Raw genomic sequence first — 17,240 nt, 5'->3', positions numbered from 1 at the left:
GCCGCGGAAGCCGCCACGGCGAGTCGCCGGCCGCCGACCTCGCCGATGTACGCTGTGGTCGTGGCGGCGGTGTCGCTGGACGCAGTGGAGGTCATGGGCCGATCGGCCACCCGCGGCCCGATGGCCGCCGTTCGAAGGAAGGGACCGGCATGGACTCGACGACGAGCTGGGCCGGCGCCGAGCGCGAGGGCCCTACCGTGGGCCGCACCGGGGGCCGCGCCGAGGGCCGCTCACCCGCAGCCGGCGACGATCCCTGGATCCTCCGCTTCGACGGCTTCGACCCCGGGACCGAGGGCCGCCGCGAAGCCCTCTGCACGCTCGGGAACGGCTATTGGGGCACCCGCGGCGCCGCCCCCGAATGCGCCGCGGATGCCGTGCACTACCCCGGCACGTACCTCGCCGGCGTCTACAACCCGGTCCACACCGACCTCGGCGAGCACTCCCGCGACGATGAGCACATGGTCAACGCCCCGAATTGGCTGCCGCTCGGCTTCCGGTTCGCCGGCGGCGACTGGTTCCGGCCGGGCAGCCCCGACGTTCTGGACTACCGGCAGGAACTGGACCTGCGGCGCGGGGTGCTCACCCGGTTCGTGCGGATTCGGGACCGGGCCGGGCGCACCAGCACGGTCACCTCGCTCCGGTTCGTCTCCCAGGCCGCGCCGCACCTCGCGGTGCTCGAGACCAGGTTCGAGGCTGAGGACTGGAGCGGCCCGGTCACCGTGCAGACCGGCATCGACGGCCGGGTCGCCAACCGGAACGTGATCGCCGATGCGCTGCTGGCCTCCGGCCACCTCGTCGCGCGCAGCACCGGGCAGGTCACCGCCGACACCGTGCTGCTGCAGATGGAGACCACTCGCTCCGGCGTGCACATCGCCATGGGTGCCCGCACCCGCGCCTTCGCGGGCGACCGGCCGCTCACCCCTGAGCGCCGGTTCGAGAGCGACCCGGCCGGCTGGGTCGCGCAGGAGTTCGATCTGCTGCTGGAACCCGGGCATCCGGTGCGGGTCGAGAAGACCGTCGCGGTGAGCACGTCCCGGGACCGGGCCGTGCTGTCCGCCCCGGCCGCCGTCACCACCTGGCTGGAGCGGGCGGCCGACCCGGCCGAACTCCTCGCCGCCCACGAACGGGAATGGGAGGGGCTCTGGGACGAGTTCGCGGTGAGCCTGAAGAGCGGCGACCACCAGGCCCTCGCGCTCAACCTGAACACCTTCCACGTGTTGCAGACCCTCGCGGGCGTGGACGCGGACCTGGATGCGGGGGTGCCGGCGAGGGGTCTCAGCGGCGAGGGCTACCGCGGGCACGTCTTCTGGGACGAGACGTTCGTCTACCCGATGCTCACCCTCCGCCGGCCCGACCTGAGCCGGGCCCTGCTCGGTTACCGCTACCGGCGTCTGAACGAAGCACGGGCCGCGGCACGGGCGGCCGGGTTCACCGGCGCGATGTTCCCGTGGCAGAGCGGCATCGACGGGCGGGAAGTGACCCCGGCCGAGCTGTTCAACCCGCGCTCGGGCCGCTGGCTGCCCGACAATTCCTACAAGCAACGGCACGTCGGCCTGGCCATCGCCTACAGCGTCTGGAAGTACTACCAGGCCACCGGCGACGCCGACTTCCTCGTGCACCAGGGCGCGGAACTCATCCTCGAGATCGCCCGTTTCTTCGCTTCGCTCACCACCCACGACCCGGCTGCGGACCGCTACGACATCGACGGGGTGATGGGCCCGGACGAGTTCCACGACGGCCCGCCCGGGGCACCGGGGGCGGGGCTGCGCAACAACGCGTACACGAACGTGATGACGGCGTGGGTGCTCTGCCGGGCGGTCGAGACGGTGGCCCTGCTGGCCGGGCGAAACTGCCGCCCGCTCTGGAACCGGCTGCGACTGCGGCCCGACGAGGTGGACGGCTGGGAACGGATCAGCCGGCGGATGCGGGTGGCCTTCCACTCCGACGGCGTGCCCAGCCAGTTCGACGGTTACGAGGACCTCCCCGAGTTCGACTGGGCCGGGTACCGGGAGCGCTACGGCGACCTGGGCCGGCTCGACCTGATCCTCAACGCCGCGGGCGACAGCACCAACAACTACCGGCTCTCCAAACAGGCCGACGTGCTCATGCTGCTCTACCTGTTCTCGGCCGAGGAACTGCGTGAACAGCTCGAGGCGCTCGGCTATGAGTTGTCCCCGGAAGCCGTCGTGCGCACCGTCGACTTCTACAGCGCCCGCTCCAGCCACGGCTCGACGCTGAGCAACGTCGTGCACTCGTGGGTGGAGGCTCGACGCGATCGGGAGCGGTCCTGGCAATTCCTCGGCCAGGCGCTGGCGAGCGACCTCGCCGACATCCAGGGTGACACCACCCACGAGGGCATCCACCTCGGGGCGATGGCCGGCTCCGTCGACATGGTGCTCCGCTGCTACAGCGGTCTGGAGATCAGGGACGACGTGCTCTGGCTCCACCCGGTGCTCCCGGCCGAGCTGGACGAGGTTGCCTTCAGCATCAACTACCGCGACCAGCCGATCCGGCTCGAGCTCACCCCGGCCACCCTGCGAGTCCGGCTGCGGACGGGAGGAGCGGCACCGATCACGGTGCGGGTGGAGGGACGGGAGGCCCGGCTCTCGCCCGGCGAGAGCCGGGACTTCCCGCTCGGCGGCTGACGGCATCCGTGGCGCCGCCGACCACGCGAGGGGCCGGCCGTCGGTCAGTCGTAGTCCCTGGACTCGACGTCGGTCTGCAGGGCGGCACGGGCGAAGGCCGCCCCGCCGGGAGTGATCGTCCAGTGCCGGTAGTCGTTCGGGGTGCGCGCGAACAGGCCGAGCTGATTGAGCAGCCGCCACTTGGGGGCGACCAGGGCCATCGCCACGTGACTGGACAGCTGGGCGCCGTCGGGGGCCACCCAGCCCAGGGTCTCCAGGCCGAGGGCGAGCATCTGGGTGAAGAGTTCCGCCTCGTCGAAGCCGCGCCGGGCGATGAGCACCAGCAGCAGGTTGACCGCGTCGCTTTCGGCCGGGTTCCGGCTGATCTGGATGGTGCGCGCGAGATGCCACCACAGCTCCCGCGGTGCCTCGGCGAGCGCCCGGCCGCGGCTGGTCACCAGCAGCATGCCCTTGCTCACCCGCAGCAGCCCCACTGCACGCAGGTGGGCGCGCAACTCGGCCAGCGGGAGCAGGTTGGACTCCCGGTTCGCCCCGGTCGGCCAGTCCCAGTCGAGTTCGGCCGACGCGGCCACCACGACTGCCGGCGGCAGGTGGCCGGCCCTGGTGAGGCGGATGCCGTCGGCCCCGACCCGGCGCAGGATCCACTGCACCTGGCCGAGCATGCGCGTCATCGCCCGCTCCGGGAGCAGGATCGAGTCGGTGACCCGCGCCTCGGCGACCACCAGCCGGAAGCCGGCGATGGCATCCGGGTGCATGCGGGTCTCGAGTTCCTGAATCACCTTCACGCTGCGAGCCTAGCGACGCCCGGCGCAGAGACTGCGCGACTCCCCGAGCGGCACCGGGTGACTCCGGTAGCCTTGGCGGATGGCCAGAAGCATCGCAACCACCACCGTCGTCGACCGGGACGGCATGCTCGATTTCGTGCGACCCCGGCACCGGATGCTGCTCGCCACCACGCGCGCCGACGGCCGCCCGCAGATCTCACCCGTGTCGGGTGGGGTCGACCCGGCCGGACGGATCGTGATCTCCTCCTACCCGGCCAGGGCCAAGACCCGCAACGCCGAACGGGACGTGCGCGCATCCGTTCTCGTGCTCTCGGACGACTGGGACGGCGGCTGGATCCAGGTCGACGGTGACGCCGAGGTGCTGCACATGCCGGAGGCGGCCGACGGCCTGGTCGAGTACTTCCGCGCCATCGCCGGCGAACACCCGGACTGGGCGGAGTATCGCGCGGCCATGGCGTTGCAGGACAAGTCCCTGATCCGCATCACGCCCACCCGGTGGAGCCCCATCGGCACCGGCGGCTTCCCGGCCGATGTGGCCGCCCGCCTCGACGCGCTCTAACGGCTCGACTCGCTCTCACTGCCTGTCCGCCGCTCACGCGCCTCGCGGTCGTCCTGCGCGATCCACAGCGTGCCCAGGATGAAGAGCACCAGGGCGGCGGCGGCGGTCATCGCGACCCACGGCCAGAGCGCGAGACGGTCCCAGCAGACCGTCGTCCCGGCGATGTAGATGAGCAACCCCACATAGCTCAGGGTCCCCCGACGCGGCGTCGAGTACATGACCGTCACCGTGTCCGGCGTGAAAACCCGTCGACGCGTCATGTCGTCGGTGTTCCGGCCGGATGGCCGGGCGCGGCGGTCGTCAGTGAGCGCATCATTCCCCCGAATGTTGAGAGCACAATCGATACTGCGCCGGCATCCACGCTAGGGCGGGCGCCGCCTTCGCCGCCATTCCCAGTTCGGGCGCCCGCAGGCCTGGGGGCGCACAGTTTTGGGGGACACGCGGGGCGCACTGTCACCTGCGTCTGCAAGGCTGGGCCGATGACCGACACCCGTGCCGCCGCCCTTGAGATCCTTCGCAGCCTGGTCGGCCGCGACGACGCCGACTTCCACGAGGGCCAGTTCGAGGCGATCGAGACTCTGGTCGACGCGCGCAAACGGGCGCTCGTGGTGCAACGCACCGGTTGGGGCAAGTCCGCCGTCTACTTCGTGGCGACCCTGCTGCTGCGCCGCCAGGGCGCCGGGCCGACCATCCTCGTCTCGCCGCTGCTCGCCCTGATGCGCGACCAGGTGGCCGCGGCGGCCCGTGCCGGGGTGCGGGCGGTGTCGATCAACTCCTCCAACGCCCACGAGTGGGCCGAGGTCCTGCAGAAGCTCCGCGATGACGAGGTCGACGTGCTGCTCGTGTCGCCCGAACGGCTGAACAACCCGTCCTTCCGCGACGAGCAACTCCCCGCGCTGATCGCCAGGGTCGGGCTGCTCGTGGTCGATGAGGCGCACTGCATCTCCGACTGGGGCCACGACTTCCGCCCGGACTACCGGCGGCTGCGCGACTTGATCGCCGAGATGCCGCCCGGCGTGCCGGTGCTGGCCACGACCGCGACCGCCAACAGCCGGGTCGTGACGGATGTCGCCGAGCAGGTGGGGGCGGCGGCGGGGGTCGGGGCAGGCCAGACCGCCGGCGGCCCGACCACCGGCGGCGCGGAGGTCGTCACCATCCGCGGCCCGCTCGCCCGGGCCTCCCTGCGCCTCGGCGTGCTCCGGCTCCCCGATTCCCGTGCCCGGCTGGCGTGGCTGCTCAGCCACCTGGCCGAACTGCCCGGCAGCGGCATCATCTACACGCTCACCGTCTCCGCGGCCGAGGACACCGCCCGGATGCTGCGGGAGGCCGGACATCCGGTGCGCGCCTACACGGGCCAGACCGACACCGCCGAACGGGAGGAGTCCGAGGGCATGCTCAAGCGGAACGAGGTCAAGGCCCTCGTCGCCACCAGTGCCCTCGGGATGGGCTTCGACAAGCCCGACCTCGGCTTCGTGCTGCATCTCGGCGCGCCCAGTTCCCCGGTGGCCTACTACCAGCAGGTCGGCCGTGCGGGCCGGGCCACCGCGAACGCGGACGTGCTCCTGCTGCCCGGGGTCGAGGACGAAGCGATCTGGCAATACTTCGCCACCTCGTCGATGCCGAGCCGGCACAAGGCGGAGGCCGTGCTCGGCGCGCTCTCCGCCCACGGCGGGTCCCCGCTCTCCACACCGGCCCTGGAGGCACGGGTCGACCTCAAGCGTTCCCCGCTGGAACTGCTGCTCAAGGTGCTCGACGTCGACGGCGCCGTGCGCCGGGTCACCGGCGGCTGGGTCGCGACCGGGCAGCCGTGGGTCTACGACGAGGACAGGTACGAGCGGATCGCGGCGGCCCGGCTGAGCGAGCAGCAGGCGATGATCGACTACGAACGCACCACCGGCTGCCGGATGGAGTTCCTGCAGCGGGCCCTCGACGACGACACCGCCGTGGCCTGCGGCCGCTGCGACAACTGCACCGACGCCTGGTACCCGTCCGGGGTCGCCGACGAGGCCGCGGCGGCCGCCGCCGCCTCGCTCGACCGGGTCGGCGTCGCCCTCGAGCCCCGGGCCCAGTGGCCCACCGGGGTGGCGAGCCTCGGCATCGACGTGCGCGGCAACATCCCGGTGGGCGAACGGCTCGGGACCGGCCGCGCCCTCGCCCGGCTGACCGACCTCGGCTGGGGTGGCCCGTTGCGGGACCTGTTCGCGGTCGACGCCCCGGATGCCCCGGCAAGCGCGGCCATGACGGCCGCATGTTTCCGGGTGTTGGCCGACTGGGGCTGGGACGAACGCCCGGCCGCGGTTGTCAGCGTGCCGTCACGGCGGCATCCGCTGCTCGTCGACTCGGTCGGGCGGGCGTTCGCCGACGCCGGCCGCCTGCCCTGGCTCGGGTCGCTCGACCTGGTCGGAGGCGGCCCGGTCGGCACGCCGGGCGGCAACAGCGCCTACCGCCTGTCCTCCGTCTGGGACCGGTTCGCGGTCGGGCCGGCACTCGCCGCGGCGCTGGCTCCCTTCGCCGGACGCCCCGTTCTGCTCGTCGACGACCTTGCCGACAGCCGTTGGACCCTCACCGTGGCCGGCCGTCTGCTCCGCCGCCAGGGCGTGGGAACGGTGTTGCCGTTCGCGCTGGCCCTGCGTTCCTGACCGCCGCCCGCACGGCCTTGACAACGGCCGGGCCTGCCCGCAGACTCGATCCACACCGATATTGCCTCTGAGACACTTTTAATTGCGTCACAGTGCCACCGCTCGACTGACAAGCAAGGAACACCATGGTCAACGGAGACTCACCCCTCGGTCCGGTCGACGCCAGCCTCGTCCCGCGCTATGCCGGGATCGCCACCTTCGCCCGGCTCCCCCGGCTCGAAGACGTGACCCGCGCCGACATCGCCGTGGTCGGCGTGCCGTTCGACTCGGGGGTCAGCTACCGCCCGGGGGCACGCTTCGGCCCGGCGCACGTGCGCGAGGCCTCCCGCCTGCTCCGCCCGTACAACCCGGTGCAGGACGTCGAACCGTTCTCCAGCCAGCAGGTCGTCGACGCCGGCGACATCGCCGCCAACCCATTCAATCTCACCGAGGCCGTCGCCCAGATCCAGGCCGCCGCGGCCGAGCTCTCCGCCGACGGCAAGCGGCTCGTGGTCATCGGCGGCGACCACACGATCGCCCTCCCGCTGCTGCGGGTCGTGGCCGAGCGGCACGGCCCGGTGGCGGTGCTGCACTTCGACGCGCACCTCGACACCTGGGACACCTACTTCGGCGCCCCGGTCACCCACGGCACGCCGTTCCGCCGGGCGTCCGAGGAGGGCCTGATCGACCTCACCGCGAGCCTGCACGTCGGCATCCGCGGCCCCCTGTACTCCCGCGACGACCTCCGTGACGACGAACGGCTCGGCTTCGCGATCATCGCCAGCCACGAGTTCGAGACCGAGGGGCTCCCCCGCGCGATCGAACGGATGCTCGCCCGCCTGGGCGACCGTCCCGTCTACCTGTCCATCGACATCGACGTGCTCGATCCGGCGCATGCGCCCGGAACCGGCACGCCGGAGGCCGGCGGAATGACCAGCCGGGAACTCCTCGCGATGATCCGCGCGCTGCGCGGCGTGAACCTGGTCGGCGCCGACGTCGTCGAGGTCGCCCCGGCCTACGACCACGCGCAGATCACCGCGGTCGCGGCCTCCCATGTGGCCTACGAGATCATCTCCGCGATGACGCCGTCGGCCCCGGTGTCGCCCTCCGCCTAACGGACCACGTGCAGCCGGAACGGCACGGGCGCGGCGTCCTCGCTGTACCGGCCGCCGTGGGAGCTGAGCACGGCCAGGCTCACCAGGTCCGGCCCGGTGAGCCCGGGCCAGCCCCGAACCAGGCGCCGCCAGGATTCCGGCACGGCCGGGAGTCCCCAGCGCGCGGCCAGGAGCGCACCGGCAGCCGCTGCCACCGCGTCGGTGTCGCCGCCCCCGCGGACGACCGCCTCCACGCCCCGCCGCAGCTGGCCGGCATCCGCCTCGGTGCGGCTGATCGCCGACCACACGGCCTGCAGGGTTTGCACCACCCAGCCGTTCCGGGGAAAATCGGCCGGAAGTTTCCGGGCGGCCTCGGCCAGCCGCGCCGCCCATAGGTCCCTGCGGGCAGCGGGAAGCAGGTCCAGCCCGATTCGGAGGTCGGCCTCCCCCTCGAGCACGGCGTGCCGGAGGGCGAGCCCGAAGAGTACGCAGGCGTCACCGGCGTCCTCATCGACGTGGGTCAGTTCGCTGATCAGGCGGGCGATCCCGGCGAGCGCGGCCGGGTCGTCGAGGCAGGCCAGCGCCACCGGGGCGGTGCGGAGGAGGGAACCGTTGCCGGCGCTGCGACCGGTGCGGTTGTGCTGCTCCCTGGCCATCCGCCGGCTGCAGGCCGCGGTCGGTTCGGTGCCGGAGAGCACCGCGCCGAGCTGGATCCCGGCGTAGGGCGCGGACCGGGACCAGACCACCCATTCGGCCACGATGTCGTCCAGCACGGCGTCCGCGGCAAGGTCGCGGTCCTTCGACGCGGCGATCGCGATCGGCACGGCCATGGCCGTGTGGTCGGTCCATTCCCCGGGCGCCTGGTGGAAGCCGTCCCCTCCGCGCATGCTGACCGGTGCGTTCGACGGAAGGGGGCCGGCGAATTCGTAGCCGGCGCCAAGGGCATCCCCGCAGGCCAGCCCGAGGAGCACGGCGGCGGATCGATCGTGCTGGGCAGGGCTGAGCATCAGCGGACTCCTTCGGGTTGAGTCGACAGGCACAACCTACGTCGGCCAGGAATGGTCGGGCAAGGCATTGACGGGAGGCCCGGATCCGTGCGAGTAACCGGGCGTCACGGGAATACCCGCGGTCGCCGGGCGCTTGTTACTCTTCGGACGTCGCCTTCGGGCGTGCCACGGAAATCCAGCATCCTGCGATTTCGTCACCCTGCGGACCGTCGTCACCCTGACGTTCCCACCCGCATCCCGGTTAGGCCAGAAATAATGAAGCTCAAGATCATGTCGGCGGTTCTTCTCACAGCGGTTGCCGTTTCACTGGCCGGCTGCTCCGCCGGCGGGGCAGGCCAGGCCAAGCCGGCCGCGACGGGCAGCGACAACTCTCTGTCGTCCGTGCAGAAGGCCGGCACCCTGACCGTGGGCACGGAGGGCACCTACCGCCCGTTCTCCTTCCACGACGCGGGCTCCGGACCGCTCACCGGGTTCGACGTCGAGGTCGCTCAGGCCGTCGCCGCTAAGCTGGGCGTCAAGGCCAAGTTCGAAGAGACCCAGTGGGACGGCATCTTCGCCGGTCTCGAAGCGGACCGGTTCGACGTCATCGCCAACCAGGTCTCGATCACACCGGAGCGCACCGCGAAGTACGAGTTCTCGAAGCCGTACACCTATTCGTCGGGCGTCATCGTCGTGAAGAGCGACAACACCTCGATCACCTCGTTCGCCACCCTGGCCGGCAAGACCAGCGCCCAGTCGCTGACCAGCAATTGGAACGCCCTCGCCACGGAGAGCGGCGCGAACGTGCAGGCCGTCGAGGGTTGGGCCCAGTCGGTCGCCCTCGTCGAACAGGGCCGCGTCGATGCCACGGTGAACGACAAGCTCACCTACCTCGACTACAAGAAGCAGACCGGAGCGGCCGGTCTCAAGGTCGCCGCGACCACCAAGGACCAGTCCGAGAGCGCGTTCGCGTTCAAGAAGGGCAGCACCAAGCTCGTCGGCGCCGTCGACAAGGCGCTCGAGGAACTGAGCAGCGACGGAACCCTGGCGACGATCTCCGACAAGTACTTCGGGGCCGACGTCTCCCGGTAGCCTGAGACTGCGCCACCCCCAGTCAGCCTCGAGCAAGATCCTGGACCTCTTCGCATGAACCAATCCACGTGGGACCTGTTCCTGAGCTCGCTCGGACCGATCGTGCTGGGTGCCGTCACCGGGACGATCCCGCTGGCTCTGGTGTCGTTCGCCGTCGGTCTCGCCCTCGCCCTCGTGCTCGCGCTGATGCGGCTGTCCCGGCGACGGTGGATCTCGTCGATCGCGCGGGTGTACATCTCGATCGTGCGCGGCACCCCGCTCCTGGTGCAGCTGTTCGTGATCTTCTACGGGCTGCCGTCGCTGGGCGTGCTGATCGACCCCTGGCCGAGTGCGGTGATCGCCTTCTCGGTCAACGTCGGGGGCTACGCGGCGGAAGTGATTCGCGCCGCGATCCTCTCCGTGCCCAAGGGACAGTGGGAGGCCGCCTACATGATCGGCATGTCCCACCGCCGCGCCCTCACCCGGATCATCCTGCCCCAGGCCGCCCGGGTCTCCGTCCCTCCCCTGTCGAACACCTTCATCAGCCTGGTCAAGGACACCTCGCTGGCCTCGTTGATCCTGGTCACCGAGCTGTTCCGGCAGGCGCAGCAGGTGGCCGCTTTCAGCCAGGAGTTCATGCTGCTCTACCTCGAGGCCGCCCTGGTCTACTGGGTGATCTGCCTCGTCCTGTCCTCGGTGCAGGGCGTGCTCGAGACCCGATTGGACCGCTATGTCGCCCACTGACCTGCCGACGGATGCCGCGCCCGCCGGCGTTCCCGCCCCGGCACCCCTGCTGAGAGTTCGAGGCCTGAGCAAGAGCTTCGGCACGAACCGGGTGCTCGAATCGATCGACCTCACGGTGGGCCGGGGCCGGGTTCTCGCCCTGATCGGGCCGTCCGGCTCGGGCAAGACCACCATCCTCCGCTGCCTCAACGGGCTCGAGGTCGCCGATGGCGGCACCATTTCCATCAATGGTGAGGTGACCCTCGATTTCGGCACCGCGCCGGCACGGAAGGAGCTCACCGGGCTGCGTGACCGCTCGGCGATGGTCTTCCAGCACTACAACCTCTTCCCGCACAAGACCGTGCTCGAGAACGTGATCGAGGGTCCCATCATCGTGCAGGGCCGGCCGCGCGCGGAAGCCACCGCGGAGGCGCTCGCCCTGCTCGGCCGGGTCGGCCTGGCCGACAAGCGGGATGCCCACCCGTTCGAGCTCTCCGGCGGCCAGCAGCAGCGGGTCGGGATCGTGCGCGCCCTTGCGCTCCGCCCTCAGTTGTTGCTCTTTGACGAGCCGACCTCCTCGCTCGACCCCGAACTCGTCGGCGACGTGTTGCGCCTGATCAAGGAACTCGCGGTCGAGGGCTGGACCATGGTGATCGTCACGCACGAACTCGAGTTCGCCAGGGAGGTCGCCACCGAGGTCGCCTTCGTCGACGGTGGAACCATCGTCGAGCACGGCGACCCGAAGCAGTTGCTCCGCAACCCCACCCAGGAACGCACCCGCCAGTTCCTGCACCGCCTGCTCTTCCCCTTCTAGGTTCGGCCCTTCTCGGTTCGGTCCTTCTCGGTTCGGCTCAAGCCGGCTCGGCGCGAGCCTGCTCCCCAGACCGGTTCGAGGGCCGCGATCTCCTCCGCGCTCGCCATCCGGAACGCCCCGGCCGACTCGGCCGCGACGGGGCGGCGACCCTGGCCGCGCGTGGCGCGGAGGCTGAGCACGATCGAGACCCCGATGATCGATGCGACGACAAGCAGCGACACGGTGGTCGGAACGTAGAACAGGTCGAGCAGGAGCATCTTGACGCCCACCCAGACCAGCACCAGCGCGAGTCCGATCTTCAGGTAGACGAACCGGTGCATGAGGTCGGCGAGGAGGGAGTACATCGCCCGGAGGCCCAGGATGGCGAACGCGTTCGCGGCGAAGACGATGAACGGTTCGCTCGTGACCGCGAAGATGGCCGGGATCGAGTCCACCGCGAAGACGACGTCGGTCACCTCGACCAGCACCAGCACCGCCAGCAGGGGGGTGGCCAGCAGCACGCCGCCGCGGCGAATGAGGAGCCGTTGCTCGTGGAAAGCGTCGGTCATCGGCACCAGCCGCCGGAAGACCCACAGCACCGGGGACTTCTCCGGATGCACGTGCTCGTTGCGCTGCCGGATCATCCGGTAGCCGGTGAAGATCAGGAACGCGGCGAAGAGGTAGAGCACCCAGGAGAAACTCTCGATCAGGATGGCTCCGGCCGCGATGAACACGCCGCGCAGCAGGAGCGCCCCGACCACGCCGAGGAAGAGCACCCGGTGCTGGTACTGACGCGGCACGGCGAAGGCCGAGAAGATGATCGCCCAGACGAAGACGTTGTCCACCGAGAGCGACTTCTCGATCAGGTAGCCCGCGAAATACTGCTGCCCGAATTCGGCGCCGGCGACGACCCAGACCCCGACGCCGAAGCCGACCGCGACGAGAACCCAGGCCACCGACCAGGCGGCCGCCTCGCGCACCCCGATCACGTGAGCGGTGCGGTGGGCGAACAGGTCGACGGCGAGCATCACGGCGATGGCGCCGAAGACGATCAGCCAGGCGGAGAGGGGAACATCCATGAGTCATGCCTTCCAGTCGGGATTCCAACTGGAGGTCTCGTCCGGCCCTCTCGGACCCGTTGCGCCGGATTCCGCCCGGGGAATCGTGGTGACGACGCAACGTCGGGGATTACTCCCCTCCTTCGACCAGTGAACCAGACCGGCCGGCCGTCACGGCTGGGAATCCACCGGGAACGAGAGCCCCGACTCAGCCCTCGGCGGCCGCGCGTGCGGCCTGGAGGGTGCGTTCCCGCATCGCGAGGAACAGCGGAAAGGTGAATGCGAACGCGGTCAGGCCGGACAGCACCACGTACAGCCAGCCCCACCGCATCCCGAGCCGGCGTGCCTCGACGATGATCAGGATGCTGCTGGCCACCGCGGCGACGAGCAGGTCGACGGTCAGGGAGGAGACGGCAGGGCCGCTGCCCACCCAGTCGCCGATGAAGTCCCGCAGCCCCACGATCGCGAGGATGTTGAACGACCAGGTGCCGATGAGTCCGGCAAGACTCAGGGCCAGGTAGACGAACGCGAGCGGAGTCCAGTGTTTGGTCATGGGGCCAGTATGCCCGCGCGCCGGCCGGGCTGCCGGACCGGTGCGGCCCGGGCTGCCGGCGAGCACCCGGCCTTACACGGGCAGCAGCGCCGGTTCGATCTCACTGCAGCCCTGGTCGGTGACGATGATCGACAGCTTCGCGGGGATCTGCTCCTTCATCGAGTCGACGTGGCTGATCAGCCCGATGGTGCGCCCGCCCGCCCGCAACCCGTCGAGGGTGCTCATCGCCGTCTCCAGGGTGGCGCTGTCGAGCGAACCGAACCCCTCGTCGACGAAGAGGGTGTCGAGGGCGATTCCCCCGGCCTGGTTCGACACCACCTCGGCCAGCCCGAGAGCCAGGGCCAGCGAGGCCAGGAAGGTCTCGCCGCCGGAGAGCGAATGGGTCGGGCGGGCGCGCCCGGTGTGCTCGTCCCTGATTGCGAGGCCCAGCCCGGACTGGCTGCCCCGGTACTGCAGCGAATCGTCGTGTTCGAGCGCGTAACGACCGCCGGTCATGGTGCGCAGCCGGCCGTTCGCCGCGGCGATGATCTGCTCGAGCTGCGCGGCCAGCACATAGGTTTCCAGGCGCATCCGTTTCGTGTTCGGTTCCTCCCCGTGCACCACCGCGGCCAGGGCGCGCACCTGGGATTGGGTGGCCAGCAGCGCGGCGGACGCGTCGAACAGCGACCGGGCCTCGCCGACGAGCCCCGTGGTCACGGTCACCCGCTCGGCCAGGGAGGCACGGTCGGCGATCGCCGTGTCGCGGAGCGCCGCGGCGGCGGCCTGGTCTCGCCGTGCCGGGGCGGGATCGACCGGTTCGTCGGGAAGGCCGCCGAGTTCCGGCTCGGCGAGCACGGCGAGTGCCGCGGCCGTCTCATCGTCGTGGCGGCGGATGCGCGCCTCGACCTGGAGCAGGGCGGCCTCGGTGAGCCTGGCGGCGACCGCGGCTGCCTCGGCGGCGAAGCCCTCGACGGCCAGCTGGGCCTCCGCGGCGGCAGCCGCGGCGTCGCGCACCCCGCGGTGCTCGCGGCTGCGGTCGAGAGCATCGTCGAGGGTGCGGGCCGCCTCGAGCTCGCGCTGCAACCGGTCGACGAGTTCGGTGACGGATGCGCACCGGCCACGCTGCGCCGCGACCCGCTCGAGGATCCCGGCCTGCTGGCTGCCCCGTTCGGTGAGCCTGGTCGAGTCCAGGTCCTTCGCCTGCCGTACCTCAGCCAGCGCCCGGCCGGCCTCGTCCAGGTCGGCGCGGAGGCGGGCCTTCTCGCTCTTGAGCTCGGTCTCCTGCGCTGCGGCCTGGCGGGCGGCCGCAAGGTCGCCGGACGCGGCCGCGACGTCCGTTTCGAGGGCGTCGACGCTGCGGTCGCCCGCCCGGCCGCGGGCCTCGCCCAGGCGCAGGTTGATCTCCTGGATCCGGGCACGGGTCTCTTCGAGCGCGGCCTGGCGCGCCGTCATCTGCAACCGCGCCTCCTCGATGTCGCTTTCGGTGACCGGTTCGCCGGCACTCACCGCCCTGGCCGGGTGGACGGTCGAACCGCACACCTCGCACGCCTTCCCGTCGACGAGCTGTTCGGCCAGTGCACCGGCGTGGCCGGCGAGCCGGCGATCGACCAGCGCCTGGAACTGAACGGCGGCGGCGGTGTTCGCGGCCGCGGCCGTCCTGTCGGCCTGGAACGCCCCCTCGAGTTCCGCACCGCGGACGCTCACTTCCTCGGCGGCAGCCCTGGCTGCCTCGAGCCGGGTGAGCCTGGCGCGCGCCTCGGGTTCGCGTGCGGCGGCGAGGGCCGCCACGGAGCGGTCCCGGTCGACGGTGTCGATCTGTCCGGGCAGCCGCACGACCCGGGCCTGCGCGGCGGCCAACGCCTCCTCGTGCCGGGCGAGCCTGGTTCGTACCTCGGTCAGTTCGCGCTCGAGGCCGGGCAGCATGTGTTCGGCGACGAGCACATCGTTGAGGGACCCGAGTCGCCCGAGCAGCTCCTCGATGACCGCCCCGACGGTCTCGTGCGACTCGGTGCCTGCGCCTCCGGCTGAGGCCGGACCGTCGCCCGGTTCCTCCTCGGCGAGGGTGCGCCACCGGTCGCGGGCATCCGCTTCGACGGCGACGGCCGCCGCGAGGGCCTCCTCGGCCTCTCGTCGTGCCGTGAGGAGCGGCCACACTCGTGCCGCCCGGTTCGCGGCCTGCACGGCGACGCGGTCGGCGGCGACGGATTCCTGCCGGCCGGCCAGGACCGCGGCTTCAGCTGCCGCCGTGTCCCGCCTGTCCTGGCGCCGTCGCAGGTCTTCCTGCATCCGATGGTGCAGGGTGGCGGCGGCCAGCGCCGTGCCGGCCCGTTCGGCGGCGTCGATCGCCCGGCCGAATTGGCCGTCAAGCTGTTGCTGGGCCCGGTCGAACCAGTCTCGGTCGGCGGTTCCCTCCGCCGCCTCGCACTGGGCCTGGCCGGCCAGGGACGCCGCCAGCCCGGCCAGGCGCAGCTCGACGGCGACCAGCTCGTCATCGAGGGACTTGCGCCGGTCGATCAGCACGGTCTCCAACTGCTCGAACCTGACGGTGCCGAACAGGGTCCGCAGCACGGCTCGGCGATCGTCCGTCTTCGCGAGCAGGAACTTCTGGAACCGGTTCTGGGCGAGCAGGATCACCTGCAGGAATTGGTCCTGTTTGAGCGGCAGGATGCGGGCCAGCTCGTGGCCGACGTCGACCGGCCGGGTGGCGATGGTGCGCCAGCCCTCGTTGCTGCGGAGATCGAGCCGGGCGTCCGGTTGCGCCAGGGTCGTACCGGTGCCGCGCTTCCTGGCCTTCTCGTACCGCGGCGCGCGATAGAGGCGGTAGTCCCGCTCGCCCAGCCCGAAGTCGAGTTCGACGAAGGTCGGGTCCTCCGGCTCGCAATAGTCGCTGCGGAGCTGGGACTCCGTGCCCTCGTAGCGGGGAACGTTTCCGTAGAGCGCGAAACAGATGGCGTCCAGGATGCTGGACTTTCCGGCCCCGGTCTTGCCGGTGATCAGGAAGATCCCGTCGTCGTCGAACCGTTCGAAGTCGATTACCTGCTCGTTCTTGTACGGTCCGAACCCGGCGATCCTCAGTCGGTGGATCTTCATGCCGTGATCTCCCTCAGATCGTTGGCAGCAAGCAATTCGGCGACCAGCTCGCGCTCGAAGTCGGTCTGGCCGACCCCGTTGCGCACGAACTCGAGGAACCCGGCGACGATCTGGTGGTCGTTCTGCTGGTGCAGGCGCGCGCCGTAGCTCGCGGCATCCGTGTCCACGACGACCAGGGGCCGGTGTTCGACGGTGACGCAGTGCGGGAATCGTTTCTGCAGGCGGCGCATGCCGTCGAGGGGCCGCACCTGGTCGGTGAGCACGGCCGACACCCAGTCGGCCTCGAACCGTTCGTAGTCGTCGGCGGTGAGCAGTTCCTCGATCTCGCCGGTGAGCACGGACAACCTGCGGGGAACGGGAAGCCCGACCCATTCGACCTCGGCGCGCCGGCCGGCCTGGAGGTCGACGAGCCAGGCGCCGCGCGGCTTGCCTGCCTCGGAGAAGGAGTAGTGCAGGGGTGCCCCGGAGTAGCGCACCCGCTCGGTGAGCGTGGCCCGGCCGTGGATGTGGCCGAGCGCGACGTAGTCGGGGCCGAGCGGGCCGTCGGACGGGCCGAACACCGCGATCGGCACCAGGTAGAGGCCTCCGGCGGTGATGTCCCGCTCGACCTCGGTGGCCTCGGCCGCTGGAGCGACCCCGGCCGCGAAGCAGTGCGCCAGCACGACCGAGCGCCCGCCCCGCGCGGCGATCTCAGCGCGGATCCTCCGCATCGCGAAGGTGAGCACTTGCTCGTGGTTTCGCAGCGTCTCCTCCGGGAACAGATGCCGGATCATCGCCGGCTCCAGGTAGGGGATGCCGTAGAAGTGCACGGGGCCGTTCGCGTCGGCGATGGTGACGGGTTCGAGGAACTGGTCGGGCCGGGTGATGATGTGGATGCCGGCCAGGCCCGCCCACTCCGACTGGAAGCCGAGCCGTGTCGCCGAGTCGTGGTTGCCGCTGGTCATCACGACCGCGGCTCCGGCTCCCCTGAGCTCCCGCAGCACCCAGGCCAGGAGGGTGTAGCTGTCGGCCGACGGCATCGCGGAGTCGAAGACGTCACCGGCGACGACGACAACCTGCACCTGTCGTTCCCGCACCACCTCGACGAGCGCCTCGAACACCACGCGGAGATGCCCCAGCGTGGAATGCGTGTGGAAGGTGCGCCCGATGTGCCAGTCCGAGGTGTGCAGGATCTTCATTGTTCCCACGCTACGGGCGACCGCCGACATCGCACGGTGAATCGCCACCGCGGAGGCGGGCGATGCTGAAATCGTCCCCGAGTCAGACTGATTCTTTGTTTGTCTGCG

General features: G+C 71.0%; 14 protein-coding genes. 7 read left to right on the top strand and 7 right to left on the bottom strand.

Features of this window, described 5'->3' with window-relative positions:
- The first annotated feature begins 149 nt into the window (after positions 1–149).
- Positions 150–2,645 (top strand): glycoside hydrolase family 65 protein, encoded by a 2,496-nt coding sequence (locus E3O48_RS10500; RefSeq protein WP_134538670.1) that lies wholly within the window; start codon positions 150–152, stop codon positions 2,643–2,645.
- A gap of 44 nt (positions 2,646–2,689) precedes the next feature.
- Here the strand turns inward: E3O48_RS10500 and E3O48_RS10495 are convergent, their stop codons facing one another.
- On the bottom strand, positions 2,690–3,430 hold the full coding sequence (locus E3O48_RS10495) for a hypothetical protein (protein WP_134538668.1): 741 nt from the start codon (positions 3,428–3,430) through the stop codon (positions 2,690–2,692).
- Positions 3,431–3,509: 79 nt separating this feature from the next.
- Here E3O48_RS10495 and E3O48_RS10490 point away from each other — a divergent pair, with 79 nt between their 5' ends.
- Positions 3,510–3,989, top strand: coding sequence for a PPOX class F420-dependent oxidoreductase (locus E3O48_RS10490; RefSeq protein WP_134511013.1), 480 nt, complete (start codon positions 3,510–3,512; stop codon positions 3,987–3,989).
- On the opposite strand, the gene E3O48_RS10485 is transcribed toward E3O48_RS10490, so the two are convergent.
- Entirely contained in the window at positions 3,986–4,249 is a 264-nt protein-coding gene (locus tag E3O48_RS10485; RefSeq protein ID WP_134511014.1) for a hypothetical protein, read from the bottom strand. The genes E3O48_RS10490 and E3O48_RS10485 overlap by 4 nt on opposite strands.
- A 219-nt stretch (positions 4,250–4,468) precedes the next feature.
- On the opposite strand from E3O48_RS10485, the gene E3O48_RS10480 reads away from it, so the two are divergent.
- Both E3O48_RS10480 and speB read left to right on the top strand, forming a co-directional pair.
- Complete coding sequence (locus E3O48_RS10480; protein WP_134538666.1) at positions 4,469–6,628, top strand: ATP-dependent DNA helicase RecQ; 2,160 nt, start codon at positions 4,469–4,471, stop codon at positions 6,626–6,628.
- A 125-nt stretch (positions 6,629–6,753) separates the two neighbouring features.
- Positions 6,754–7,722, top strand: coding sequence for an agmatinase (gene speB / locus E3O48_RS10475; RefSeq protein WP_134538664.1), 969 nt, complete (start codon positions 6,754–6,756; stop codon positions 7,720–7,722).
- Here the strand turns inward: speB and E3O48_RS10470 are convergent.
- Complete coding sequence (locus E3O48_RS10470) at positions 7,719–8,708, bottom strand: ADP-ribosylglycohydrolase family protein (RefSeq protein WP_134538662.1); 990 nt, start codon at positions 8,706–8,708, stop codon at positions 7,719–7,721. The genes speB and E3O48_RS10470 overlap by 4 nt on opposite strands.
- A gap of 255 nt (positions 8,709–8,963) precedes the next feature.
- Here E3O48_RS10470 and E3O48_RS10465 point away from each other — a divergent pair, with 255 nt between their 5' ends.
- Genes E3O48_RS10465 through E3O48_RS10455 form a run of 3 tightly spaced genes read left to right on the top strand, consistent with a single transcriptional unit; the run spans position 8,964 to position 11,295 of the window.
- Entirely contained in the window at positions 8,964–9,779 is an 816-nt protein-coding gene (locus E3O48_RS10465; protein ID WP_134538660.1) for an amino acid ABC transporter substrate-binding protein, read from the top strand.
- A 54-nt stretch (positions 9,780–9,833) separates the two neighbouring features.
- The gene (locus E3O48_RS10460; RefSeq protein ID WP_134511019.1) at positions 9,834–10,502 is read left to right on the top strand and encodes an amino acid ABC transporter permease; all 669 of its coding nucleotides are present in this window, start codon (positions 9,834–9,836) and stop codon (positions 10,500–10,502) included.
- Complete coding sequence (locus E3O48_RS10455; RefSeq protein ID WP_134511020.1) at positions 10,489–11,295, top strand: amino acid ABC transporter ATP-binding protein; 807 nt, start codon at positions 10,489–10,491, stop codon at positions 11,293–11,295. Before E3O48_RS10460 ends, E3O48_RS10455 begins: the two co-directional genes overlap by 14 nt.
- Here E3O48_RS10455 and E3O48_RS10450 read toward each other — a convergent pair.
- The 4 genes from E3O48_RS10450 to E3O48_RS10435 form a co-directional block, all read right to left on the bottom strand.
- Positions 11,292–12,353 carry a TerC family protein gene (locus tag E3O48_RS10450; RefSeq protein WP_134538658.1) on the bottom strand — a complete coding sequence of 354 codons (1,062 nt, stop codon included), beginning with the start codon at positions 12,351–12,353 and terminating at the stop codon, positions 11,292–11,294. The genes E3O48_RS10455 and E3O48_RS10450 overlap by 4 nt on opposite strands.
- Before the next feature lie 187 nt (positions 12,354–12,540).
- Entirely contained in the window at positions 12,541–12,885 is a 345-nt protein-coding gene (locus E3O48_RS10445; RefSeq protein WP_134538657.1) for a DUF2834 domain-containing protein, read from the bottom strand.
- A 72-nt stretch (positions 12,886–12,957) separates the two neighbouring features.
- A complete protein-coding gene (locus E3O48_RS10440) occupies positions 12,958–15,954 on the bottom strand; it encodes an AAA family ATPase (RefSeq protein WP_134538655.1) in 2,997 nt (998 codons plus the stop codon).
- Positions 15,951–17,132, bottom strand: coding sequence for an exonuclease SbcCD subunit D (locus tag E3O48_RS10435; protein ID WP_134538653.1), 1,182 nt, complete (start codon positions 17,130–17,132; stop codon positions 15,951–15,953). Before E3O48_RS10435 ends, E3O48_RS10440 begins: the two co-directional genes overlap by 4 nt.
- Between the last annotated feature and the right edge of the window lie 108 nt (positions 17,133–17,240).

It is taken from the genome of Cryobacterium sp. HLT2-28 (genome assembly GCF_004402495.1).
In the GTDB taxonomy this organism is placed as follows: domain Bacteria; phylum Actinomycetota; class Actinomycetes; order Actinomycetales; family Microbacteriaceae; genus Cryobacterium; species Cryobacterium mannosilyticum.
Note: the sequence above shows the minus strand (reverse complement) of the source record. Positions and strands in the feature narration are given on the sequence as shown.

Bases quoted from the DNA above. Each gene is read 5' to 3' on its own strand.
- E3O48_RS10500 (WP_134538670.1), top strand. From the start codon at position 150: ATGGACTCGACGACGAGCTGGGCCGGCGCCGAGCGCGAGGGCCCTACC.
- E3O48_RS10490 (WP_134511013.1), top strand. From the start codon at position 3,510: ATGGCCAGAAGCATCGCAACCACCACCGTCGTCGACCGGGACGGCATG.
- E3O48_RS10485 (WP_134511014.1), bottom strand. From the start codon at position 4,249: ATGACGCGTCGACGGGTTTTCACGCCGGACACGGTGACGGTCATGTAC.
- E3O48_RS10480 (WP_134538666.1), top strand. From the start codon at position 4,469: ATGACCGACACCCGTGCCGCCGCCCTTGAGATCCTTCGCAGCCTGGTC.
- speB (WP_134538664.1), top strand. From the start codon at position 6,754: ATGGTCAACGGAGACTCACCCCTCGGTCCGGTCGACGCCAGCCTCGTC.
- E3O48_RS10470 (WP_134538662.1), bottom strand. From the start codon at position 8,708: ATGCTCAGCCCTGCCCAGCACGATCGATCCGCCGCCGTGCTCCTCGGG.
- E3O48_RS10465 (WP_134538660.1), top strand. From the start codon at position 8,964: ATGAAGCTCAAGATCATGTCGGCGGTTCTTCTCACAGCGGTTGCCGTT.
- E3O48_RS10460 (WP_134511019.1), top strand. From the start codon at position 9,834: ATGAACCAATCCACGTGGGACCTGTTCCTGAGCTCGCTCGGACCGATC.
- E3O48_RS10455 (WP_134511020.1), top strand. From the start codon at position 10,489: ATGTCGCCCACTGACCTGCCGACGGATGCCGCGCCCGCCGGCGTTCCC.
- E3O48_RS10450 (WP_134538658.1), bottom strand. From the start codon at position 12,353: ATGGATGTTCCCCTCTCCGCCTGGCTGATCGTCTTCGGCGCCATCGCC.
- E3O48_RS10445 (WP_134538657.1), bottom strand. From the start codon at position 12,885: ATGACCAAACACTGGACTCCGCTCGCGTTCGTCTACCTGGCCCTGAGT.
- E3O48_RS10440 (WP_134538655.1), bottom strand. From the start codon at position 15,954: ATGAAGATCCACCGACTGAGGATCGCCGGGTTCGGACCGTACAAGAAC.
- E3O48_RS10435 (WP_134538653.1), bottom strand. From the start codon at position 17,132: ATGAAGATCCTGCACACCTCGGACTGGCACATCGGGCGCACCTTCCAC.